Here is a 22,683-nt window from a genome sequence, read left to right as displayed (position 1 = left end):
CAAGCAATGGTTCTCCGCAATACCTTATGGCTCCCGGCCCGCCCGAAGAAGACGAAGGAGCCGGGGAAGCCGAAGGAGGCCCTCCCGTGGCAGACCGCACACCCCCGCTCAGTGTCGAGGAACTGCACGCTCACGTCGCGAGCGGTGAGATCGACACTGTCGTCCTGGCCTTCCCCGACATGCAAGGGCGTCTCCAGGGCAAGCGGTTCGCCGCCGGATTCTTCCTCGACGAGGTCCTCCAGCACGGCACCGAGGGCTGCAACTACCTCCTCGCCGTCGACACGGAGATGAACACCGTCGACGGCTACGCCATGTCCTCCTGGGAGCGCGGCTACGGCGACTTCGCCATGCGCCCCGACCTGTCCACCCTGCGCCGCGTGCCCTGGAACGCCGGCACCGCCATGCTCATCGCCGACCTGGCCTGGAACGACGGCTCGCCCGTCGTCGCCGCACCGCGCCAGATCCTGCGCCACCAGCTGGAGCGCCTCGCCGGGCACGGTTTCACCGCCCAGGTCGGCACCGAGCTGGAGTTCATCGTCTTCAAGGACAGCTACGAGGCCGCCTGGGACGCGAACTACCGCGGACTCACCCCGGTCAACCAGTACAACGTCGACTACTCGGTGCTCGGCACCGGCCGGGTCGAGCCGCTGCTGCGCCGCATCCGCAACGAGATGGCCGGCGCCGGACTCACCGTCGAGTCCGCCAAGGGCGAGTGCAACCCCGGTCAGCACGAGATCGCCTTCCGCTACGACGAGGCCCTGGTCACCTGCGACCAGCACGCGATCTACAAGACCGGCGCCAAGGAGATCGCCGCCCAGGAGGGCGTCTCGCTGACCTTCATGGCCAAGTACAACGAGCGCGAGGGCAACTCCTGCCACATCCACCTCTCGCTCAACAACGCCGACGGCACCAACGTCATGGCCGGCGACGGGGAAGACGGGATGTCCGACGTCATGCGGCACTTCCTCGCCGGACAGCTCGCCGCCCTGCGCGACTTCTCCCTCCTCTACGCCCCCAACATCAACTCCTACAAGCGGTTCCAGCCGGGGTCCTTCGCCCCGACCGCCGTCGCCTGGGGACACGACAACCGCACCTGCTCCCTCCGCGTCGTCGGCCACGGCCGCTCGATGCGCTTCGAGAACCGGCTGCCCGGCGGCGACGTCAACCCCCACCTCGCGGTCGCGGGCCTGGTCGCGGCCGGGCTGTACGGCATCGAGCAGAAGCTGGAGCTGCCCGAGGCCTGTCCCGGCAACGCCTACACCGCCGAGTACGCACACGTCCCGACCACCCTGCGCGAAGCCGCCGAACTCTGGGCGAACAGTCCGATCGCGCTGGCCGCGTTCGGCGAGGAGGTCGTCGCGCACTACCGCAACATGGCACGCGTCGAGCTGGAGGCCTTCGACGCGGCGGTCACCGACTGGGAGCTGCGCCGCTCCTTCGAACGTCTCTGAGCACCCGCCCGCGCACCCGCCCGCGAAAGGCCCTTCCTTGTCCGGTCCCTCCTTGTCCGACCTGCCGCCGCACGCGCACGAGCTGACCGTTCTCAACCCGGCCACCGAGGAGGTCCTCGCCACCGTTCCGGCCGCCGACGCGGCCGACGTGGACCGGGCGGTCGCGCGCGCGAGCGCCGCCCAGAAGGCCTGGGCGGCCGCCGCCCCGGCCGACCGGGCGCGGCTGCTGCGCCGCTTCGCCGACGTCGTCGACGCACATGTCGAGGAACTGGCGCTCCTCGAGGTCCGCGAGGCCGGCCACCTCCTCGGGAACGCCCGCTGGGAGGCCGGCAACGCCCGCGACCTGCTCCTGTACTCGGCCGGCGGCGTCGAACGGCTCCTGGGCAGGCAGATCCCCGTACCCGGCGGCTGGAACATCACCTTCCAGGAGCCGCTCGGCGTGGTCGGGGTGATCGCCCCCTGGAACTTCCCGATGCCCATCGCCGCCTGGGGCTCCTTCCCGGCCCTCGCGGCAGGCAACGCCGTCGTCCTCAAGCCCGCCGAGACCACCCCGCTCACCGCCCTGCGCCTGGCCGAACTGGCCCTGGAGGCAGGCCTGCCGGAGCACCTCTTCCAGGTACTGCCCGGCCACGGAGCCGTCGCCGGCCGCGCGCTCGTCGACCACCCGGGCGTGGCCAAGATCGTGTTCACGGGCTCCACCCGCACCGGCCGCGAGGTCATGGAACGCTGCGCCCGGCAGATCAAGCCCGTCACCCTGGAACTCGGCGGCAAGAGCCCCAACATCGTCTTCGCGGACGCCGACCTGAAGGCCGCGGCCGACCCGTTCTCCTTCCTCGACAACTCCGGCCAGGACTGCTGCGCCCGCACCCGGATCCTCGTCCAGGAATCGGTCTACGACGAGGTGGCCGACCACCTGGCGCGGGAACTGGCCGCCGTGACGGTCGGCGACCCGGCCGACGAGAAGACCCGAATGGGCCCGCTGATCTCCCGGCAACAAGTGGACCGCGTACGGTCGTTCGTGCCGGACGACGCCGAGGCACTGCGCGGCACCGCGCCCGAAGGACCCGGCTTCTGGTTCCCGCCGACCGTCCTGACCGGTGCCGCGCCCGACTCGCCCGCCGCCCGCGAGGAGATCTTCGGCCCCGTCGCCGTACTGCTCCCTTTCACCGACGAGGCGGACGCCGTCCGGCTCGCCGACGACACCCCCTACGGCCTCTCCGGTTCCATCTGGACCCGGGACGTCGGCCGGGCGCTGCGCGTCTCCCAGGCCGTCCGCGCCGGCAACCTGTCCGTCAACTCCCATTCCAGCGTCCGCTACTGGACCCCCTTCGGCGGCTACAAACAGTCCGGCGTCGGCCGTGAACTGGGTCCGGACGCCCTGACCGCCTTCACCGAGACCAAGAACGTCTTCATCAGCACGGAGGGCCCCGCACAGTGACCGCATCGCCTGACGAGATCATCTGCCGCCGTCTGGTCGGCCGCACCGCAGTCATCACCGGAGCCGGCAGCGGCATCGGCCTCGCCACCGCGCGCCGGCTCGCCTCCGAGGGCGCGCACGTCGTCTGCGGCGACGTCGACGAGACCCGCGGCAAGGCCGCCGCCGAGGAGGTCGGCGGCACCTTCGTGAAGGTGGACGTCACCGACCCCGAGCAGGTCGAGGCGCTGTTCAGGACCGCGTACGACACCTACGGCAGCGTCGACATCGCCTTCAACAACGCCGGCATCTCACCGCCCGACGACGACTCCATCCTGGAGACCGGCCTCGAGGCCTGGAAGCGCGTCCAGGAGGTCAACCTGACCTCCGTCTACCTGTGCTGCAAGGCCGCGATCCCCTACATGCGGCGCCAGGGCAAAGGCTCCATCATCAACACGGCGTCCTTCGTGGCCCGGATGGGCGCCGCCACCTCGCAGATCTCGTACACGGCGTCCAAGGGCGGCGTCCTCGCCATGTCCCGTGAGCTGGGCGTGCAGTTCGCGCGGGAGGGCATCCGCGTCAACGCCCTCTGCCCGGGGCCGGTCAACACCCCGCTGCTCCAGGAGCTGTTCGCCAAGGACCCGGAGCGGGCCGCCCGCCGCCTGGTCCACATTCCCGTCGGCCGGTTCGCCGAGGCCGAGGAGATCGCCGCCGCCGTCGCCTTCCTGGCCAGCGACGACTCCTCCTTCGTCAACGCCTCCGACTTCCTGGTGGACGGCGGGATCTCCGGGGCCTACGTCACCCCGCTGTAGGACGTCTCGCGCCGGCCGGCCTACAGGAAGGTCTGCCCCTCGCCCCGGTAGGTCGGCGCGGTCGCCGTCACCGCGTCCCCCTCGACGAGGTGCAGCACGTCGAAGCGCTCGCACAGCTCACCGGCCTTCGCGTGCCGGAACCACACCTTGTCGCCGATCAGCAGATCGTCGGCGGGGGAGCCGAGCAGCGGCGTCTGCACCTCGCCCGGCCCCTCCTGGGGGTCGTAACGCAGCCCTTCCGGCAGGTACGGCACGGGCAGCCGGTCGGGCCCCGCGGCGCCGGACGCGGGATAACCGCCGCCGAGGACGGTCACGATCCCCACCCCCGGCCGCCGGACGACGGGCTGCGCGAACAGGGCCGCCGGACGCCCGCTGAAGGACGTGTAGTTGTCGAACAGACGCGGCACGTACAGCCCCGACCCGGCCGCGATCTCCGTGACCGCGTCCTCGGCGGCGGTGTGCTGCACACTGCCGGTGCCGCCGCCGTTGACGTACTCCAGATCCGGTACGACGGCCCGCACCGCGCGCACGACCGCGGCGCGGCGTTCGGCGAGTTCGCGCCGGGCGGTGGCCTGCATCAGCCGGATGGCCCGGGACCGGAAGGGCCGCCCGGCGACGGCGTCGCCGACCCCGGCGATGTGTCCCTCGTAGGCCATGATCCCCACGAGCCTGAAACCGGGCCGCCTGGCGACCGCCCTCGCCACGTCGGCGACCTGGGCGGGGGAGTGCAGCGGAGAGCGCAGGGCGCCGACCCGGACCCGGCCGCCGAGGAGCTTCAGCGCGGTGTCCAACTCCAGGCAGACCCGGATGACTTCGCGCCCTTCGCCGCGCGCGCCGTCGATCAGGTCGAGCTGGGAGACGTCGTCGACCATGACGGTGACGGCGGCGGCGAGCTTGGGGTCGGCGGCCAGTTCGGCGAAGGCGGTGCGGTCGGCCGACGGGTAGGCGAGCAGGATGTCCTCGAACCCGGACCGGGCCAGCCACAGGGACTCGGCGAGGGTGAAGGACATGATGCCGGCGAAGCCGTCCTTCGCCAGGACGCGCTCCAGGAGCGTCCGGCAGCGTACGGACTTGCTGGCGACACGGATCGGCTTGCCGCCGGCCCGGCGGACCAGGTCCTCGGCGTTGGCGTCGAAGGCGTCCAGGTCCACAAGGGCGAGAGGGGCGTCGAGATGGGCGGTGGCCCGGTCGTAACGGGCCCGGTCGGCGGCGCGCGCAGTCATGAACGCAGCCTGCCAGACAGGATTACCGCAGGGTAGGGGGACGTTCCGGGCAGAAGCCCCGGGCGTCCCGGACTGGTTCCCGTTCGCCCGGCGACAAGCCGTAGAGTGACGCGCACGCACGGAGGACGGCTCCGGCCGGGCAACCGTGTCGGGATGCCGGTCCGCCCGTGCGGGTATGCGTGCCCGGGACGGACCGCCGCGTCCGCGCCGGGCCGCCCGGGCAAGAGACCGACCGCCCGCGTACCAGAACGACGGCCCGGGGACGAGGAAACGGGGGGTGCATGAGTACGGAAGCACGCCGCGCCTCCGTCCCCCCGCGCCCGGACGTGCCGCCCCAGCCCGGCGTCCCGCCCCGCCCGGCCACTCCTCCCCGCCCGTCCCGGCCGCCGGCCGACCCGACGGACCGGGAGAGCGCCGGCCAGGCCCCCGCCGAGCCGCCGAAACACGATCCCGCACGCCGGGCGACCTCCGACGTGGAGCCGCGGGAGCCCGCCGTAGCGCCTCGCACGCCCACCGGCCCGCCGCGTCAGCAGACTGCCGCGCGTGAGAGCGCGCGTGCGGCGACTCCCGGTCCGGCCGAGCCGCAGGGCGGGCGTCGAGGCTCCGCCGGTCCGGCCGGAGCCCAGCCCGCCACGCGGGGCGAGGGCACAGCCGCCGACGGCTTCCCCTCGTCGGACACGGATTCCCCCTTCTTCCGCACCGCCCCCCGCTTCACCGACCTGCGGGGCCGGCACACGGACGCCATGCCCCCGCCCCCGCCCCCCGCGTCGGCCCGTTTCCCGGACACCCCGCCGCAGCCGGCCCACCCCGCTCAGGCACCACGACGCGACGACACCGGGACGCCCGCGCGAGCCGAAGAACGCCCGGCCGCACCCCACGTCCCCCGCCCCGCCCCGCCCCACGACTTCCGCCGCGCCCCCCGGCCCACCAGGCCGGCCACCCGCCCCGCCTCCTCGGACGACTCCCGCCCCACGGGCGGCGCCGCCTTCCGCGCCGCTACGCCCGTTCCCCGTCCCGCCGACGGGGAGCCCACCCGCCCCGCCGGCCCCGGTGGCTCCTCTGCCGCGGGCACCCCCGGCGTCCGTCCCGGCGGTGACGGATCCCCGCGCCCCGCCGCCCCCGAGGGCTCCCGTCCGGTCGCGCCGCCGGCCTCCCGTCCTGTCGTTCCCCCGCCGCCTTCCCGTCCCGTCGCCCCGCCGCCACCGCCCTCCCGCCCCGCGGGCCCGACGGGCGGCCCCTCGGCCGCGCCCGCGTCCGAGAGCGCCTGGTCGCCGTTGCCCCGCGGCTGGGTGCCCGCGCCCGGGCGGAGTCGCCGGGAGACCGAGGCAGAGGGCGCCGAGGGCGGTCCGCGCGGTGACTCCCCGGCGGCCCCGGCGGTGGCGGACGACGGGCCGGCCTGGAGCCCCGGCGCGGCCGTACGGCAGCCCGGGTTCGCCGTACCGCCCGCCCCTGCCGCACCCCCCGCGCCAGAGACTCCGCAGCGGACCTACGGCGGACCGGGCATGACAGGCGGCCCCGATCCGTCGCTTTCGTGGAGCGCTCCCATGACCCCGGGCGCCACCCTCGGCGCCACCCGGCCCGTGGTGACCTTCGCGCGGCCCGAGGGGTACAGGGACACGCCCCGGACCCTCGGCCGGCGGGGACGCCTCGCCGCGGCCGCCGCCTGCGTCGTCCTCGGTCTGGGTCTCATCGGCGGTGCGGTCACGGGCAGTTGGCTGGTCGGGGACTCGGCGGACGCCGCCGAGCGCAGCACCTACGTCACCGCCGGCGGTCTGTGGCACAACGTGCCGGTCGATCAGCTGTTCCCGCCCACGGTCGACGGTCAGGGCGCCGGTCCCGGCGGCGCCGACCGCACCTGGACACGGATCGCCGTCGCCCCGGACAGCGGCTGCGCCGACGCCTTCGACCCGCTGCTGCTCAAGACCCTCGCCCCGGTCGGCTGTCAGCGGCTCCTGCGTGCCACCTACACCGACGCCACGCAGAGCTATGTGACCACCGTCGGTCTGCTGTTCACCACGGCCGACGCGGCCGCCATGCGTTCGCTCGACACCCGCTTCACCAAGGAGGGGCTGGCCGGGCGTACGGACCTGATGCCCCGGCCGTACGCCGCCAAGGGCACCGTCGCCGCCGCCTTCGGCGCCAAGCAGCGCGCGGCGTGGACGGTCTCCGTCCTCACCGACGCGCCCGTCGTCGTCTACGCCGTCTCCGGCTGGGCCGACGGCCGCGTGGTCGACACCCCGCAGCCCGCCTCGGCGGCCACCGCGGCGGGCGCCACCACGGCACCCGCCCAGGCGGGCCTCGGCAACGAGGCCCAGGGCCTCGCCGACCGCGTCGAGCGCGGCCTGCGCAAGACCGCCGTCACGCCCTCGGAGCAGCCCTCATGAGCACCCGTACGACCCGTACGACCCGTACGACCCGCAGGGCCGGGCTCCTGTGCTGTCTGCTCGCCGCCACCGTCGCCCTCGTGCCGCCCTCCACCGCCTACGCCGACGGCATCCGTGCCAAGCAGTGGGCCCTGGAGGCCCTGCACACCCAGGAGGTCTGGCAGACCACCAAGGGCGGGGGCGTCACCGTCGCCGTCCTGGACACCGGTGTCGAGGCCGACCACCCCGACCTCGCCGGCAATGTGCTCACCGGCAAGGACATGGTCGGCTTCGGAGCCGGTCCCGGCGACCGCGCGTGGGCCCGCCACGGCACCGCGATGGCGGGCATCATCGCCGGTCACGGCCATGGCAACGGGAACGCCGACGGTGTGCTCGGCATCGCCCCGGAGGCGAAGATCCTGCCCGTCCGCGTGATCCTGGAGGACGGCGACGCGCAGCGCACCAAGGCCCGCAACACCCGCGGCAACGCCCTCGCCGAGGGCATCCGCTGGGCCGCCGACCAGGGTGCCGACGTCATCAACCTCTCCCTGGGCGACGACTCCGCCTCCGCCCACCCCGAGCCGGCCGAGGACGAGGCCGTCCAGTACGCGCTGAAGAAGGGCTCGGTCGTCGTCGCCTCGGCGGGCAACGGCGGCGAGAAGGGCGACCACATCTCCTACCCGGCCGCCTACCCGGGCGTCATCGCCGCCACCGCCGTCGACCGCTACGGCACCCGCGCCTCCTTCTCCACCCGCCGCTGGTACGCCACGGTCAGCGCGCCCGGCGTCGACGTCGTCATCGCCGACCCGGACCACAAGTACTACGAGGGATGGGGCACCAGCGCCGCTTCCGCCTTCGTCTCGGGGGCCGTGGCGCTCATCAAGGGCGCCCACCCCGGGCTCACCCCGGCCCAGATCAAGAAGCTCCTGGAGGACACCGCCCGCAACGCCCCCACCGGCGGGCGCGACGACTCCCGCGGCTTCGGGTTCATCGACCCGGCCGCCGCGATCAAGGCCGCCGCCGGGCTCAAGCAGGAGGGCCTGCAGTCCGCGGCCTACGGCGAGCAGTACTTCGGCTCCGGCCCGGACAAGCCGAAGGCGGACGACGACACGGCCGGCTGGGCGGGCCTGCTCGCGGGTGGTGCCGGGGGAGTGCTGCTGGTGACGGCGGTCGTCCTGTGGCGCGGCCGCCGCGAGCGCGAACGGCCCGAGGCCTACGAGGCGCTCTAGCTATTCGGCGGACCGCGAGGCGGACGGCGAGGTGGACGCCGACGCGGATGCGGACGCGTCACCGTCCCGCAGCGTCGACACCGCCGCCTGCGCCACCTGCTCGACCAGCGAGATCCCGGCCGTCTGGGTCGCGTTGCCGTTCGACAGGACGGCCACCAGACAGTCATGGCCGTCGACGGTGACCCGGCCGATGCTGTTGATGTCCCACAGCCCGGTGGTGCTGCGCGCCAGCCAGCCGTTCTTCAGCGCCCACGAGGACCCGTCGGCCGCTGCCGAGACACCCCAGCGCTGGTCGACGGCTATCTGCCCCATCAGGCCCCTGAGGTAAGTCCGCGACGCCTCGCTCAGCTCCGAGTCGTCCCCGAAGACCTGCTGGAGCAGGATGAGCTGATCGGCGGCCGTGGTCTGCGTCAGGCCCCACAGCATGTCGTCGCCGCCCGCGGTGGCCGTCAGCCCGAACCGCTCGTTCGCGGCGTCGAGCCCCTCCGCCTTCCCGATGATCCGCCACAGCGCCGACGCCGAGTCGTTGTCGCTGTTCTCGATCATCGCGGCGGCGTACGTCTTCTCGGCCGCCGTGAGATGCCGGTCCGCGTCCTGCGCCTGGAGCAGCAGCGTCGCCAGGATGTCCACCTTGACGATGCTCGCCGTGTCGAAGGCGTTCTCGCCGTACGTGGCGTTGTCACCGGAGTCCAGGTCGAGCACGGCCGCGGACACGGCCGCGTCACCCGGCACCGTCACCGACTCCAGCGCCGACGCCAGCAGCGCGTCGTGGTCCACCTCGGGCGCCGCCACCGTCTCCACCGAAACCTTTCCGCTGCCCGATCCGGACGCCGACGGCGTCGCGGAGGACGACGATACGGCTCCGGTCCCCGGGTGCGCCTGTGCCTTTACGTAAACGGTCCCGCCCGCCGTCGCCCCCAGAACGGCGACCGTGGCGAGCGCGGTGTACAGGAGCGGACGGCGCCGGGAGGGGTGAGCGCGGCGGCCGCGACGTGCTCTGGAGGACTCCATGACCCTTGATGCTCGGGGTGCTGACTGTGCGCGCCGTTAGACGGAGGTTAGAGGCACGTCAGGGATGTCTGAGAATCCCGTGAAAGGTGTCACCGCCGTGTTTCGGGCCCCGCACAAGCCCGGCATCATCCCCCCGATAGGGTCGACGACCGTGGCGAACAAGAACATTCCCGACTCCGGCTTCTCCGACGACGACGGCTCCGCCGACCCCCGGCTGAGCGCGGCGCTGGCCGCCTGGGCCGAGGACCGCACCGCCGTGGGCCCGGTCCTGGCGGCCCTCACGGGCGCCAGGCTCCTCGTGCCGGTGGTGGCCGTGCTCGGCGAGGTGGAGGAGGACGAGAAGGGTCTGCGCCGTGAGAAGACGAGCGACATGGCCGTGCCGACGCTGAAGGCGGGCGCCCGCACCGCGCTGCCGGCCTTCACGTCCACGGACTCCCTGGCCCGCTGGGACCCCGAGGCCCGCCCGGTCGCCGTCCCCCTGCACCAGGCGCTTCAGGCCGCCGCCCACGAGAAGGCGGACACGGTCGTCCTCGACCTGGCCGGACCGGTGGCCTTCGAACTGACGGGACCGGCGCTGCTGGCGCTCGCCGAGGGCCGTACCTCGACCGACCCGCTCGCCGATCCGGCGGTGCGGGCGGCGGTACGGGCCGCCGTGGCCGCCGCACCGGAGGTGCTCAGCGCCCACCTCGGGCCGGGGCGGGCGGACGGCACCCTCGCCCTCGTCCTCGACCCGGCGGCCGTTCCCGCCGAGGCGGCCCGGGCGGTGGCCGAGCGGCTCGCCGCCGACGAGACACTGAGGGCCCGCCTGGTGCGCGGCCTCGACCTGGCACTGCTGCCGGCCGGGACGACGCCTCCGGGCGAGCCCCTGTACGTGAGGAGCTGAACCGGCGGCTCAGCCGTAGATCGGGCCCGTGTACTTCTCGCCCGGGCCCTGGCCCGGCTCGTCCGGGACGATCGACGCCTCGCGGAAGGCCAGCTGGAGCGACTTCAGACCGTCGCGCAGCGGCGCCGCGTGGAAGGAGCTGATCTCGGTCGCGCTCCCGTCCAGCAGGCCGGCGAGGGCGTGGATCAGCTTGCGGGCCTCGTCGAGGTCCTTGTACTTGTCGCCCTCCTCGGTGAGGCCCAGCTTCACGGCGGCGGCGCTCATCAGGTTGACGGCGACCGTCACGATCACCTCGACGGCGGGGACCTCGGCGATGTCACGGGTCATCGCGTCGAAGTCGGGGGTACCGGGGGTCTCGGCGGAGCCGGCGGGGGAGGTCTCACTCATGCCCCACACGATAGGCGCAGGCCGGTCCGGACCTCGTACCGAGGCTCGATTGGCCGTTCCTGACGCAGACTGGTAATCTCGTGTAACGACCGGTCGGACACGCGTGCCCCTCAGCAGGCGGATCCGGCCCACAAGTGGAGGCTCCGAACTCCCACCCGACCGTCCCCAGGGATGGCGGGTCACCCCGGTCAGGCGGCCACCATCGTTCCGTACGGACGATGGAGTCGCCCGGTAGTGCGCCCCGCGATCCTTGCGGCGGTGCTCCGGTAGTGCTTGGAGCCCCGCATGTGATCGTTCGGGGCATTTTTTGTGCTTCGGCGTGGTTATAAAACTACCGAACACAGACGTTACGCGGCCGTCCGCCAGACCGCCGTGTGGTGCTACCAAGGAGGATCCATCAGCACTGAGCCCCGCATCAACGACCGGATTCGCGTTCCCGAAGTGCGACTTGTCGGTCCCAGTGGCGAGCAGGTCGGCATCGTGCCGCTGGCCAAGGCCCTGGAGCTTGCGCAGGAGTACGACCTCGACCTGGTCGAGGTGGCGGCGAGCGCTCGCCCGCCGGTCTGCAAGCTCATGGACTACGGGAAGTTCAAGTACGAGTCGGCCATGAAGGCCCGTGAGGCGCGCAAGAACCAGGCGCACACGGTCATCAAGGAAATGAAGCTCCGGCCGAAGATCGACCCGCACGACTACGACACCAAAAAGGGTCACGTCGTCCGGTTCCTCAAGCAGGGCGACAAGGTCAAGATCACGATCATGTTCCGTGGTCGCGAGCAGTCCCGGCCGGAACTCGGCTACCGACTGCTGCAGCGTCTCGCGTCGGACGTCGAGGACCTCGGCTTCATCGAGTCGAACCCGAAGCAGGACGGCCGGAACATGATCATGGTTCTCGGCCCGCACAAGAAGAAGACCGAGGCCATGGCCGAGGCCCGCCAGGCGCAGGAAGCCCGCAAGGCCGAGGCGAAGGCCAACCCCGGCCGTTCGCAGAACGCCGCGGACGCCGACGCCGTGAACGCCGAGGGTGACTTCGAGGACGGCGCCGAGGGTGACCTCGAGGCCGACGCCGAGGTCGACGTCGAGGTCGACGTCGAGGTCGAGGTCGAGGCTGACGCCGAGGCCCCTGCCGAGGCTCCCGCCCAGGCGTGATCCGCGGGACGCGAGTCCCGAGGACGTAACCGATAACCAGCGACGTTCCACCGTGCCCGGTTTCACGACCGGGCACCGGAACGCCACCGACGAGGAGATAACGGCGCTATGCCGAAGAACAAGACGCACAGCGGTGCCAGCAAGCGCTTCAAGATCACCGGCTCCGGCAAGGTGCTTCGTGAGCGCGCCGGCAAGCGCCACCTGCTCGAGCACAAGTCGTCCCGCGTGACGCGTCGCCTCACCGGCAACGCCGAGATGGCCCCGGGCGACGCCGCGAAGATCAAGAAGCTTCTCGGCAAGTGACGTCGGGCGCGCGAAGCGCGCCTGATCTCAGACCGGGACCCATCGATTCCGGGTCGTGTGAGTCCCACCACGGCCCCGCTACAAGGAGTTAAACAAGTGGCACGCGTCAAGCGGGCAGTCAACGCCCACAAGAAGCGCCGGGCGATCCTCGAGGCCGCCAAGGGTTACCGCGGTCAGCGTTCGCGCCTGTACCGCAAGGCCAAGGAGCAGGTCACCCACTCCCTGGTCTACAACTACAACGACCGCAAGAAGCGCAAGGGCGACTTCCGTCGGCTGTGGATCCAGCGCATCAACGCCGCTGCCCGCGCCAACGGCATCACCTACAACCGCTTCATCCAGGGTCTGAACGCCGCGAACATCGAGGTCGACCGCAAGATCCTGGCCGAGCTGGCCGTGAACGACGCCACCGCGTTCGCCGCGCTGGTCGAGGTCGCGCAGAAGGCCCTCCCGGCGGACGTGAACGCGCCCAAGGCTGCGTGACGCCCCGCCGGCGTCGAGCCGACGTGACGTGAGGACCCGCAGGCTCCCGAAGCCTGCGGGTCCTGCTGTGTCCGTACCCGAGTGACTGGTGAAAGCGAACCCCCCATGACCTCCGCCACCCCCGAGCTGATCTCCCCCCGCTCTCCCCGGGTCTCCGCCGCCCGGCGGCTCGCCAGGCGGAACTTCCGGGGCAAGGAGAGGCTGTTCCTCGCGGAGGGGCCGCAGGCCGTCCGGGAGGCGGCCGCGCACCGGGCCGGCGGCGACGCGACCCTCGTGGAGCTGTTCGCCACCGTCGAGGCCGCGGAGCGCTACGCCGACATCATCGGCGAGGCCCGCGCCGCCGGTGCCCGGGTGCACCTCGCCGACGAACAGGTCATCGAGGACATCTCCACCACCGTCACCCCGCAGGGGCTCGTCGGGGTCTGCCGGTTCCTGGACACGCCCTTCGAGCAGATCCTCGCCGCCCGGCCGAAGCTGGTGGCCGTACTGGCCCATGTGCGCGACCCCGGCAACGCCGGCACCGTCCTGCGGTGCGCGGACGCCGCGGGCGCCGACGCCGTCGTCCTGACCGACGCCTCCGTCGACCTCTACAACCCCAAGGCCGTCCGCGCCTCCGTGGGCTCCCTCTTCCACCTTCCGGTGGCGGTCGGGGTCCCCGTCGAACAGGCCGTGGCCGGGCTGAAGGACGCGGGGGTACGGATCCTCGCCGCCGACGGCGCCGGGGACGACGACCTCGACGACGAGCTGGACAAGCGGACGATGGGCGGGCCCACGGCGTGGGTGTTCGGGAACGAGGCCTGGGGGCTCCCCGAGGAGACCCGGGACCTCGCGGACGCCGTCGTGCGGGTTCCGATCCACGGGAAGGCCGAGAGCCTGAACCTCGCGACCGCCGCCGCCGTATGTCTCTATGCATCGGCCCGTGCACAGCGCGCCTCCGGAGGGTGCCGCTCCGTCACCGAGAGCTAGTAGGGTGACCAGCTCGGGGGCCCCTCAGTCGTCTGAGAGGTGGGGTACGGGGAATGAGCGTCGGCATGAGCGGTACACGGGATGCGCAGACCGGTCCCGACGCCGCCGCACCCCGGCCGGCCGGTGACCTCGCCGGCCTCGGCATCGACCCCGACGACCTGCCCGACGGGCTCGTGGTCGCCGACGAACACGGGCACGTCGTCTGTTTCAACGCCGCCGCCCAGCGCATCACCGCCGTCGCCGCGGCCGACGCCCTCGGACAGCGACTCGAGAAGGCCCTGCCGCTGGAGGACCTCGAGGGCCGCCGCTGGTGGCAGCTGACCGACCCCTACGGCGGCCTCGCCATCCGGGTCGGACAGCCCGAGCGCAACCTGCTGCTGCCGGGCGGACGCGAGGTGCTCGTCACGGTGCGGTACGTCCGCGGCGAACCCACCGGACCGGTCCGCCGGGTCGTCGTCTCGATCCGCGACACGGAGGCCCGCCGCCGCACCGAACGCAGCCACGCCGAGCTGATCGCCATCGTCGCCCACGAGCTGCGCTCGCCCCTCACCTCGGTCAAGGGCTTCACCGCCACCCTGCTCGCCAAGTGGTCGCGGTTCACCGACGACCAGAAGCGGCTGATGCTGGAGACCGTCGACGCCGACGCGGACCGGGTCACCCGCCTCATCGCCGAGCTGCTCGACATCTCGCGCATCGACTCGGGACGGCTGGAGCTGCGCCGCCAGCCCGTCGACATGGGCGCGGCCGTGGGACGGCACATCCAGGCCTACGTCGCGGCCGGACAGCCCGCCGACCGGTTCCTGCTGCGCCTCGAACAGCCGCTGCCCGCCCTGTGGGCCGACCCCGACAAGGTCGACCAGGTGCTCAGCAACCTTCTGGAAAATGCGGTGCGCCACGGCGAGGGAACCGTCACGATCGACGTAACGCCCGCCGCGTCTCCCCGTGAGGGAGAGGACACCGGCACATCGGTCACCGTGAGCGACGAGGGCGCAGGCATCCCGGAGGAGTCCATGAACCGCGTCTTCACCCGCTTCTGGCGGGGCAGCAAGCGCGGCGGCACGGGCCTCGGGCTGTACATCGTCAAGGGCATCGTCGAAGCCCACGGCGGCATCATCACGGTCGGCCGGGCCCCCGGCGGCGGCGCCGAGTTCCGATTTACGTTGCCCGTGAGCGTCCCGGCGTATCTCACCTGAGAACCTGCCGGGCGGCCCGCGGGCGCATGCGCACACCTCCACCCCGTTAGACTCGGCCTTTGGCACCCTTGTGTCCCATGGACGGCCCTCTGACCTCTGCGTGAGTCGGTGACGGGGACCTTCAGCCAGCCAATCGGAAGCACGGGAAGAGATGTCGGCACCGAATAAGTCGTACGACCCGGTAGAGGTCGAGGCGTTGAAACCGGAAGAGATCGAGCGCATGCGGGACGGGGCGCTCGCCGCCTTCGCCGCCGCGGACTCCCTCGACGCACTCCAGGAGGCCAAGGTCGCCCACACCGGCGGCACGTCGCCGCTGGCCCTGGCCAACCGCGAGATCGGCGCCCTGCCCCCGCACGCCAAGGCGGCCGCCGGCAAGCTGGTCGGCCAGGCCCGGGGCGCGGTGAACAAGGCCCTCGCCGCCCGTCAGGAGGAGCTGGAGGCCGAGCGCGACCAGCGCGTGCTGGTCGAGGAGGCGGTGGACGTCACACTGCCGTACGACCGCGTGCCGGCCGGCGCCCGCCACCCGCTCACCACCCTGTCGGAGCGCATCGAGGACGTCTTCGTGGCCATGGGCTACGAGGTCGCCGAGGGCCCGCAGGTCGAGGCCGAGTGGTTCAACTTCGACGCCCTCAACATCGGCCCGGACCACCCGGCCCGCGGCGAGGCCGACACGTTCTTCGTGCAGGGCCCGCAGGGCGGCACCGAGTCCGGTGTCGTGCTGCGCACCCACACCTCGCCGGTCCAGATCCGCTCGCTGCTCGGCCGTGAGCTGCCGGTGTACGTGATCTGCCCCGGCCGCGTGTACCGCACCGACGAGCTGGACGCGACGCACACCCCGGTCTTCCACCAGGTCGAGCTGCTGGCCGTGGACGAGGGCCTGACCATGGCCGACCTCAAGGGCACCCTGGACCACATGGTCCAGTCGCTGTTCGGCGAGGGCATGAAGACCCGGCTGCGGCCGAACTTCTTCCCCTTCACCGAGCCGTCCGCCGAGATGGACATGGTGTGTTACGTCTGCCGCGGCGAGTCCGTCGGCAACCCCGACCGCCCCTGCCGCACCTGCTCCAGCGAGGGCTGGATCGAGCTCGGCGGCTGCGGCATGGTCAACCCCAAGGTGCTGGCCGCCTGCGGCGTCGACCCGGAGAAGTACAGCGGGTTCGCCTTCGGGTTCGGCATCGAGCGGATGCTGATGTTCCGCCACAACGTCGAAGACATGCGAGACATGGTCGAGGGTGACGTCCGGTTCACCCGGCCGTTCGGGATGGAGATCTGATGCGGGTCCCGCTTTCCTGGCTGCGGGAGTACGTCGACCTGCCGGCCACCGAGACCGGCCGTGACGTGCAGGCCAAGCTCGTCTCGGCGGGCCTCGAGGTCGAGACCGTCGAGCCCCTCGGAGCCGACCTCAAGGGCCCCCTCGTCGTGGGCCAGGTGCTCACCGTCGAGGAGCTCGAGGGCTTCAAGAAGCCGATCCGCTTCTGCACCGTCGACGTCGGCACCGCCAACGGAACCGGCGAGCCCCAGGAGATCGTCTGCGGCGCCCGCAACTTCGCCGTCGGCGACAAGGTCGTCGTGGTCCTCCCGGGCGCCGTCCTCCCCGGCGGCTTCGCCATCGCCGCGCGCAAGACGTACGGCAAGACCTCCCACGGCATGATCTGCTCCGGCGACGAGCTGGGCATGGGCGACGACGGCAGCCACGGCATCATCGTGCTGCCGCCGGAGACCGAGGTCGGCAAGGACGCCATCGAGCTGCTCGAGCTGGTCGACGAGGTCCTGGACATCGCCGTCACCGCAAACCGCGGCGACTGCCTGTCCATCCGGGGTGTCGCCCGTGAGGCGGCCATCGCCTACGGTCTGCCGCTGCGCGACCCGGCGCTGATCGACGTACCGGCGCCGAACGCCTTCGGCTACCCGGTGCAGGTCTCCGAGCCGATGGGCTGCGACCGCTTCACCGCCCGCACCGTCACCGGTCTGAGCCCCGAGGTGCGCTCCCCGATCTGGCTGAAGCGCCGGCTCCAGAAGGTCGGCGTGCGTCCGATCTCGCTCGCCGTAGACATCACCAACTACGTGATGACGGAGATCGGCCAGCCGCTGCACGCCTACGACCGTTCGCTGGTCCAGGGCACCATCGGCGTGCGCCGGGCCGGGGAGGGCGAGCGGATCGTCACCCTCGACGGGGTGACGCGCGAGCTGCACGCCGAGGACCTGGTGATCACCGACGACCGCGGTCCCATCGGCCTCGCAGGTGTCATGGGCGGCGCGAACACCGAGATCGCCGATCACGAGGCCGCCGGGAACGGGGGCGCCCCGACGACCGACGTGGTCATCGAGGCCGCCCACTTCAACGCGGTGTCGATCGCGCGTACGGCCCGCCGGCACAAGCTGTCCTCCGAGGCGTCCAGGCGCTTCGAGCGCGGTGTCGACCCGCAGGCCGCGGCGGCCGCCGCGCAGCGCACGGTCGACCTGCTGGTCCTGCTCGCGGGCGGTACGGCCGACGCGGGCGTCACGGAGATCATCGCCCCGTCCGCCCCGCACACGATCAGCGTCCCGGCCGACCACCCGGACAAGGTCGCGGGCGTGGAGTACGGCCGTGAGACCGTCGTCCGCCGCCTCCAGGAGATCGGCTGCGACGTGTACGGGCAGGACGAGCTGATCGTCACCGTCCCGTCCTGGCGGCCCGACCTCGCCGAGGCCAACGACCTGGCGGAGGAGGTCATCCGGCTGGAGGGCTACGAGAACCTGCCCTCCACGCTGCCCAGGCCGCCCTCGGGCCGCGGTCTCACCCACCGCCAGCGTCTCCACCGCCGCGTCGGCCGCGTGCTGGCCGGCTCCGGCTACGTCGAGGCGCCGAACCACCCGTTCATCGCCGAGCAGGTCTTCGACCAGCTCGGCCTGGACGCCGACGACCCGGCCCGCCGTGTCGTGAAGCTCACCAACCCGCTCAACGACGAGGAGCCCGCGCTCCGTACGTCGCTGCTGCCGGGCCTGCTGGCCGCCCTGCGCCGCAACGACGGCCGGGGCTCGCACGACCTGGCGCTCTTCGAGACCGGGCTGGTGTTCCTCCCGCAGGAGGAGCAGCGCGTCGCCGGACACCTGCCCGTCGACCGCCGTCCCACCGACGAGGAGATCGCGTCGCTGGACGCCGTGCTGCCCGCGCAGCCGCGCCATGTCGCCACCGTTCTCGCGGGCGCCCGCGAGCAGGCCGGCTGGTGGGGCAAGGGCCGTCCGGCGGACTGGGCCGACGCCGTCGAGGCGGCGCGTGCCGTCGCCCGTGAGGCCGGGGCCGATCTGGTCGTCCGCGGTGGGCAGTACGGGCCGTGGCACCCGGGCCGGTGCGCCGAGCTCCTGGTCGTCGTCGACGGCGCCGAGCGTGTCGTCGGCCATGCCGGTGAGCTGCACCCGCGGGTCCTGAAGGCACTGGGGCTGCCCTCGCGCACCTCCGCGATGGAGCTGGACCTGGACGTCCTGGAGCAGGTCGGCGATGACACGCCCCAGGCGCCGAGCATCTCGGCGTTCCCGGTGGCCACGCAGGACGTCGCCCTCGTCGTCGACAGGTTCGTCCCGCACGCCGAGGTCGAGGCCGCGCTGCGCGAAGGCGCGGGTGAACTGCTGGAGGCAATTCGGCTGTTCGACGTGTACGAGAACGCGGAGCAGCTCGGCGACGGGCGGAAGTCGCTCGCGTACGCGCTGCGCTTTCGCGCGGACGACCGGACGCTGACCGTCGACGAGGCGTCGGCCGCGAGGGACGCGGCGGTCGCCCTGGCGGGCGAGCGTACGGGAGCGGTTCTGCGCGGTTAGCGGTTGGGCGTCGGGGGAGCTTCGGTTCCCGGCCGGCTGCGACTCCGTCGTGGCCGGCCGCGCAGTTCCCCGCGCCCCTGGGTTTCTTCACTCGTCCGAGTGGCAATCCGAGGCGAACCGGTCCATCCGGGCCAGGACCTCGACAGAATCGGACCGGCCTTTCGGGGCCGGTCCGTTCTGCGTTGTCGGGGGCCTGGACGGGGGACCAACGACATGTTGACCAACGACATACCCATGTCGCGGGCGGATCCCCTTCCGCCCCTGGCCCCGATCCCCCTGCCGGCCGAAGTGTCGCCCCTGCCCTGCGGTCAGCCGCTCCGGGGTGAGTCCGTGGTCCTGTTCACGGACGGCGCCGAGGACGCGAGGGAGGCACGGGGCAGGTTCCTCTCCCTGCCGGAGGCGCTCACCAAGGCGGCTCACGACCGTCCCGTGTCACCCCGGCAGATCCTGCGCACGATCCTGGGCCGCACTCCTACGGCACACGGCAGGCGGACCGACGGACGACATCGATCTACTGGTGCTGGAGAACGGACGCGGGTTCAGCCCCCCGGGGGGCGCGGGGCAGTGACATCAGCGGCTCCGTCGCGCGGGCGCGACCAGCCACCACACATCCGCAGCCGACAACGCACCTGTGGTGCCCGGCCCGACCCGCCGAGCGAGTCGCCGGGCCGTCGCTTTATGAGGGGGAGCGGACGGCCCGGCGAACCTCTCGCGAGGCATTCCAGTCAACCGGCCGGGAACGCTCCGCGACAGCGCGCGCACCCTGCGAATGCGCGTACTCCGTTCACACCCCGTGTGAGGACCAACCCACTACTCTGACGGCACCGAGGCACCGGGGGGCACCCATGCAGCCCAACACTCTGCTCGACGCGATCCTGGACGAGGCGGGCGTCTCGCACGCGGGCCTCGCCGCCCACGTCAACCAGGCCGGACGGGCCCGCGGACTCGCGCTGCGGTACGAGCACACGGCGGTGGCCCGGTGGCTGAAGGGCCAACGGCCGCGGGGCCAGGTGCCCGACCTGATCTGCGAGGTGCTCGCCGGGCGGCTGCACCGGCCCGTCACCCTCGACGACATCGGCCTCGGCGTGCCGGGCGAACCGGCCGGCCCGCACGGCACCTCGCTCTCCGGCTTCGTCGAGCGGGCCACCGCCCTGTGGCGCTCCGACGAGCAGCAGCGCCCGCACCTCCTGGGGGCGCCCGCCGTCACCGGCACGCCGGCCGTGATGCCGGTGTGGGAGTGGGAGAACCCGCCGGAGGACGTCGACGTCTCCCGGGGCGGCCGGCACCGTGTCACCTCGGCCGACCTCGAGATGCTGCGGGCCGCCCGCGCCCACTACGAGCAGATGTACCGCAAGGCCGGCGGCATCGCGACCCGCAGCCGTATCGTCGGCTTCCTGAACGCGGAGGCGGCGCCCCTGCTGCGCGGCGGCTACACCGACGAGACGGGCCGTCAAGTGCACCGGGCCACCGGCGGGTTGGTCGCGGTCGCCGGGATCTGCGCCTATGACGCGGACGCGCACGGCCTGGCCCAGCGCTACTTCCACCAGGCGCTCCGACTGGCAAAGGCCAGTGGGGACCGGGGACTCGGGGCGTACGTGATCGCCCTCCTCGTCAACCAGTCGCTGTTCATGCGGGAGTACCGGCAGGCCGTCGCCTTCGCGGAGGCCGCGCTGCGGGCCGCGGGCCGGCACATCACGCCCGCCCTCGCCTCCGACCTGTACGCGATGCAGGCCAAGGCGTACGCCCACCTCGGCGACGGCACGAGCGCCCTGTCGTGCATCCGGCGTGCCGAGACCGCCGCCGATCGCATCCGGCGCGGACACGAGCCCGACGAGACCGGCTATGTCCAACCGGGCCTGGTCAACGTCCAGGTGGCGGAGGCGCTGCTCAGCCTCGGCGACCTCGCCGCCGCCGCCGAGCACGCCGCGGCCGCCGTCGACACCCCGGCGCACGACCGGGGGCGGGTGCACCGGCTCGCCATGCTCAGCACGATCGAACTGCGCCAGGGGAACACCGACAAGGCGGTGGTCACCGCGGTGCAGATGGCCGAACAGGCCCGGGGAATGGAGTCCCAGCGCCTGCGCGACAGACTCCGGGCGGTGCGCGAACACCTGGTGCGCAGCGGCTGCGCGGGCACGGCCGAGGCGGCCGAACTCATCGACGGGGCACTGCGCGTACCGCTGTAGGCGGGGCACGGCGGGGCACGGCGGGGTATCCCACCACCGATCACCGACACCGTCACGACACCTCTGCGGGCGCCGACACCGGCAGCTACGCCGACGCTGCATAGTTCCTGCTGCGATATTGCCACTCACTCGACGGAAGGTGGCAGAACCGTGCAGTGGACGAAACAGAACGAACAAACTGTGTATGAAAACCGCTGGTTCAGCGTCAACCTGGCAGATGTGGAGCTGCCGGACGGCCGGCACCTCGACCACTTCCTCATACGGCTGAGGCCGGTAGCGGTCGCGACAGTCGTGAACCGGGCCAACGAGGTTCTCCTGCTCTGGCGCCACCGCTTCATCACCGACAGCTGGGGATGGGAGCTCGCGGCGGGAGTCGTGGAAGACGGCGAGGACATCGCCCGCGCGGCCGCCAGGGAGCTCGAGGAGGAGACCGGCTGGCGGCCGGGGCCGCTGCACCACCTGATGAGCGTGGAGCCGTCCAACGGGCTCACCGACGCCGTCCATCACATCTACTGGTCGGACCACGGGGAGTACGTGGGACACCCGGTGGACGACTTCGAGTCGGACCGCCGGGAATGGGTTCCCCTCAAGGTCGTTCCCGACCTGGTCGCCCGGGGGGAGGTCCCGGCCGCCAACATGGCGGCCGCGTTGATGCTGCTGCACCACGTCAGGCTCGCCCAGGGCTAGCAGGTCAGTGGGCCAGCGCCTGCCAGACCGTCGCGACCAGCGCTCCCAGGGCCACACGGTGTGTGAATGCCGCGGGCCCGGCACTCCGAGGAGCGCCGGGCCCGTGAGGAACACGGTGGGTGATCAGTAGGCGTAGAAGCCCGAGCCGGTCTTGCGGCCCAGCCGGCCCGCGTCGACCATGCGCTGGAGCAGCGGGGGAGCGGCGTACAGCGGCTCCTTGTACTCGTCGTACATGCTCTGCGCCACCGAGGCGACGGTGTCCAGGCCGATCAGGTCGGACAGCTTCAGCGGACCCATCGGGTGGGCGCAGCCCATCTCCATGCCGTTGTCGATGTCCTCGCGGCTGGCGATGCCCGTCTCGAACATCCGGATCGCGGAGAGCAGATAGGGGATCAGCAGCGCGTTCACGACGAAGCCGGACCGGTCCTGGGCGCGGATCGCGTGCTTGCCCAGCACCTTCTCGGCGAACAGCTGAGCCCGGCTGAGCGTGCCCTCGGAGGTGGTCAGCGCCGGGATCAGCTCGACGAGCTGCTGCACCGGAGCCGGGTTGAAGAAGTGGATGCCGACGACATGGTCGGGCCGTGAGGTGGCGACCGCCAGTTTCACCAGCGGGATGGAGGAGGTGTTCGAGGCGAGGATCGCGTCCGGACGGGTCACCACCTGGTCGAGGACCTGGAAGATCTCGGTCTTGACCTGCTCGTTCTCGACCACGGCCTCGATGACCAGATCACGGTCGGCGAACTCGCCGAGATCGGTGGTGAAGCTGAGGCGCGCGAGGGTGGCGTCCCGCTCCTCCTCGGAGATCTTGCCGCGCTCGGCGGCCTTGGCCAGGGAGTTCAACAGCCGGGTACGGCCGATCTCCAGGGCTTCGCCGGTGGTCTCGGCGACCTTGACGTCGAGACCGGCGCGGGCGCAGACCTCTGCGATGCCCGCTCCCATCTGGCCGCAGCCCACCACTCCGACCCGTGAGAGATCTCCCGCTGGGGTGCCCGTCACATCAGTCCCTTTCGCCGCGCTGACTCAGATGGCAGGGGCAGGTCTGCCGGGTTCCGGCCGCCCTGCTCCGATCGTGCACGTTACTAGCAAGTATCGATGATCGATCGTCGGGGTGGAGGCATGCTGGAGCGCGAGACGATCCGTGACCGAGCGGATCC

General features: G+C 72.2%; 19 protein-coding genes. 15 read left to right on the top strand and 4 right to left on the bottom strand.

Translation table 11 applies throughout. The annotated features are described in order from the left end of the window. The first annotated feature begins 86 nt into the window (after nt 1–86). From ACFWBD_RS13240 to ACFWBD_RS13230, 3 genes are read left to right on the top strand one after another with little or no spacing between them, the layout of a single operon-like run. Nucleotides 87–1,451 (top strand): glutamine synthetase family protein, encoded by a 1,365-nt coding sequence (locus tag ACFWBD_RS13240; protein ID WP_385666395.1) that lies wholly within the window; start codon nt 87–89, stop codon nt 1,449–1,451. A gap of 52 nt (nt 1,452–1,503) precedes the next feature. After that, nucleotides 1,504–2,889 (top strand): aldehyde dehydrogenase family protein, encoded by a 1,386-nt coding sequence (locus ACFWBD_RS13235; RefSeq protein ID WP_385666393.1) that lies wholly within the window; start codon nt 1,504–1,506, stop codon nt 2,887–2,889. Beyond that, nucleotides 2,886–3,677, top strand: coding sequence for a 3-oxoacyl-ACP reductase (locus tag ACFWBD_RS13230; RefSeq protein ID WP_385666391.1), 792 nt, complete (start codon nt 2,886–2,888; stop codon nt 3,675–3,677). Before ACFWBD_RS13235 ends, ACFWBD_RS13230 begins: the two co-directional genes overlap by 4 nt. Nucleotides 3,678–3,697: 20 nt before the next feature. Here ACFWBD_RS13230 and ACFWBD_RS13225 read toward each other — a convergent pair whose 3' ends face one another. Further along, nucleotides 3,698–4,900, bottom strand: a complete 1,203-nt coding sequence (locus tag ACFWBD_RS13225; protein WP_385666389.1) for an amino acid deaminase/aldolase — start codon at nt 4,898–4,900, stop codon at nt 3,698–3,700. A 281-nt stretch (nt 4,901–5,181) separates the two neighbouring features. On the opposite strand from ACFWBD_RS13225, the gene ACFWBD_RS13220 reads away from it, so the two are divergent. Together ACFWBD_RS13220 and mycP are read left to right on the top strand one after the other, a co-directional pair. Then, the gene (locus ACFWBD_RS13220) at nt 5,182–7,284 is read left to right on the top strand and encodes a hypothetical protein (protein WP_385666387.1); all 2,103 of its coding nucleotides are present in this window, start codon (nt 5,182–5,184) and stop codon (nt 7,282–7,284) included. Further along, complete coding sequence (gene mycP, locus ACFWBD_RS13215; protein WP_385666385.1) at nt 7,281–8,492, top strand: type VII secretion-associated serine protease mycosin; 1,212 nt, start codon at nt 7,281–7,283, stop codon at nt 8,490–8,492. Before ACFWBD_RS13220 ends, mycP begins: the two co-directional genes overlap by 4 nt. Here mycP and ACFWBD_RS13210 read toward each other — a convergent pair whose 3' ends face one another. Further along, nucleotides 8,493–9,503: a serine hydrolase gene (locus ACFWBD_RS13210; RefSeq protein WP_385666383.1), complete on the bottom strand. Its 1,011-nt coding sequence runs from the start codon at nt 9,501–9,503 to the stop codon at nt 8,493–8,495. A 151-nt stretch (nt 9,504–9,654) separates the two neighbouring features. Between ACFWBD_RS13210 and ACFWBD_RS13205 the strand changes: the two genes are divergently transcribed. Then, a complete protein-coding gene (locus ACFWBD_RS13205) occupies nt 9,655–10,386 on the top strand; it encodes an SseB family protein (RefSeq protein ID WP_385666381.1) in 732 nt (243 codons plus the stop codon). Nucleotides 10,387–10,395: 9 nt separating this feature from the next. Here the strand turns inward: ACFWBD_RS13205 and ACFWBD_RS13200 are convergent, their stop codons facing one another. Further along, nucleotides 10,396–10,773, bottom strand: coding sequence for a DUF1844 domain-containing protein (locus ACFWBD_RS13200; protein WP_385666379.1), 378 nt, complete (start codon nt 10,771–10,773; stop codon nt 10,396–10,398). A 372-nt stretch (nt 10,774–11,145) separates the two neighbouring features. Here ACFWBD_RS13200 and infC point away from each other — a divergent pair, with 372 nt between their 5' ends. The 9 genes from infC to ACFWBD_RS13155 all read left to right on the top strand — a co-directional run bounded on the left by infC (nt 11,146) and on the right by ACFWBD_RS13155 (nt 21,529). After that, nucleotides 11,146–11,919, top strand: coding sequence for a translation initiation factor IF-3 (gene infC / locus ACFWBD_RS13195; protein WP_385666553.1), 774 nt, complete (start codon nt 11,146–11,148; stop codon nt 11,917–11,919). A 108-nt stretch (nt 11,920–12,027) separates the two neighbouring features. Further along, nucleotides 12,028–12,222 (top strand): 50S ribosomal protein L35, encoded by a 195-nt coding sequence (rpmI, locus tag ACFWBD_RS13190; protein ID WP_006607578.1) that lies wholly within the window; start codon nt 12,028–12,030, stop codon nt 12,220–12,222. Between the two features lie 96 nt (nt 12,223–12,318). Next, nucleotides 12,319–12,702, top strand: a complete 384-nt coding sequence (rplT, locus tag ACFWBD_RS13185; protein WP_319094073.1) for a 50S ribosomal protein L20 — start codon at nt 12,319–12,321, stop codon at nt 12,700–12,702. A 105-nt stretch (nt 12,703–12,807) separates the two neighbouring features. After that, nucleotides 12,808–13,668 (top strand): TrmH family RNA methyltransferase, encoded by an 861-nt coding sequence (locus ACFWBD_RS13180; protein WP_385666378.1) that lies wholly within the window; start codon nt 12,808–12,810, stop codon nt 13,666–13,668. A 53-nt stretch (nt 13,669–13,721) separates the two neighbouring features. Next, nucleotides 13,722–14,861 (top strand): ATP-binding protein, encoded by a 1,140-nt coding sequence (locus ACFWBD_RS13175; protein ID WP_385666376.1) that lies wholly within the window; start codon nt 13,722–13,724, stop codon nt 14,859–14,861. A 151-nt stretch (nt 14,862–15,012) separates the two neighbouring features. Then, nucleotides 15,013–16,134, top strand: coding sequence for a phenylalanine--tRNA ligase subunit alpha (pheS, locus tag ACFWBD_RS13170; RefSeq protein ID WP_356254873.1), 1,122 nt, complete (start codon nt 15,013–15,015; stop codon nt 16,132–16,134). Beyond that, nucleotides 16,134–18,656 (top strand): phenylalanine--tRNA ligase subunit beta, encoded by a 2,523-nt coding sequence (gene pheT, locus ACFWBD_RS13165; protein WP_385666375.1) that lies wholly within the window; start codon nt 16,134–16,136, stop codon nt 18,654–18,656. The genes pheS and pheT overlap by 1 nt, the downstream gene beginning before the upstream one ends. 845 nt (nt 18,657–19,501) lie before the next feature. Next, the gene (locus tag ACFWBD_RS13160) at nt 19,502–20,842 is read left to right on the top strand and encodes a transcriptional regulator (RefSeq protein ID WP_385666373.1); all 1,341 of its coding nucleotides are present in this window, start codon (nt 19,502–19,504) and stop codon (nt 20,840–20,842) included. 150 nt (nt 20,843–20,992) lie between these two features. After that, complete coding sequence (locus ACFWBD_RS13155) at nt 20,993–21,529, top strand: NUDIX hydrolase (RefSeq protein WP_385666371.1); 537 nt, start codon at nt 20,993–20,995, stop codon at nt 21,527–21,529. 123 nt (nt 21,530–21,652) lie between these two features. Here the strand turns inward: ACFWBD_RS13155 and ACFWBD_RS13150 are convergent, their stop codons facing one another. After that, on the bottom strand, nt 21,653–22,525 hold the full coding sequence (locus tag ACFWBD_RS13150) for a 3-hydroxybutyryl-CoA dehydrogenase (RefSeq protein ID WP_307162312.1): 873 nt from the start codon (nt 22,523–22,525) through the stop codon (nt 21,653–21,655). Between the last annotated feature and the right edge of the window lie 158 nt (nt 22,526–22,683).

The organism is Streptomyces sp. NPDC060002 (genome assembly GCF_042737245.1).
In the GTDB taxonomy this organism is placed as follows: Bacteria; Actinomycetota; Actinomycetes; order Streptomycetales; family Streptomycetaceae; genus Streptomyces.
Note: the sequence above shows the minus strand (reverse complement) of the source record. Positions and strands in the feature narration are given on the sequence as shown.

Excerpts from the sequence above, each read along its gene's own strand:
- ACFWBD_RS13225 (WP_385666389.1), bottom strand. The coding sequence starts at position 4,900 with ATGACTGCGCGCGCCGCCGACCGGGCCCGTTACGACCGGGCCACCGCC.
- ACFWBD_RS13220 (WP_385666387.1), top strand. The coding sequence starts at position 5,182 with ATGAGTACGGAAGCACGCCGCGCCTCCGTCCCCCCGCGCCCGGACGTG.
- mycP (WP_385666385.1), top strand. The coding sequence starts at position 7,281 with ATGAGCACCCGTACGACCCGTACGACCCGTACGACCCGCAGGGCCGGG.
- ACFWBD_RS13210 (WP_385666383.1), bottom strand. The coding sequence starts at position 9,503 with ATGGAGTCCTCCAGAGCACGTCGCGGCCGCCGCGCTCACCCCTCCCGG.
- ACFWBD_RS13200 (WP_385666379.1), bottom strand. The coding sequence starts at position 10,773 with ATGAGTGAGACCTCCCCCGCCGGCTCCGCCGAGACCCCCGGTACCCCC.
- rpmI (WP_006607578.1), top strand. The coding sequence starts at position 12,028 with ATGCCGAAGAACAAGACGCACAGCGGTGCCAGCAAGCGCTTCAAGATC.
- ACFWBD_RS13180 (WP_385666378.1), top strand. The coding sequence starts at position 12,808 with ATGACCTCCGCCACCCCCGAGCTGATCTCCCCCCGCTCTCCCCGGGTC.
- ACFWBD_RS13175 (WP_385666376.1), top strand. The coding sequence starts at position 13,722 with ATGAGCGTCGGCATGAGCGGTACACGGGATGCGCAGACCGGTCCCGAC.
- pheS (WP_356254873.1), top strand. The coding sequence starts at position 15,013 with ATGTCGGCACCGAATAAGTCGTACGACCCGGTAGAGGTCGAGGCGTTG.
- pheT (WP_385666375.1), top strand. The coding sequence starts at position 16,134 with ATGCGGGTCCCGCTTTCCTGGCTGCGGGAGTACGTCGACCTGCCGGCC.
- ACFWBD_RS13160 (WP_385666373.1), top strand. The coding sequence starts at position 19,502 with ATGCAGCCCAACACTCTGCTCGACGCGATCCTGGACGAGGCGGGCGTC.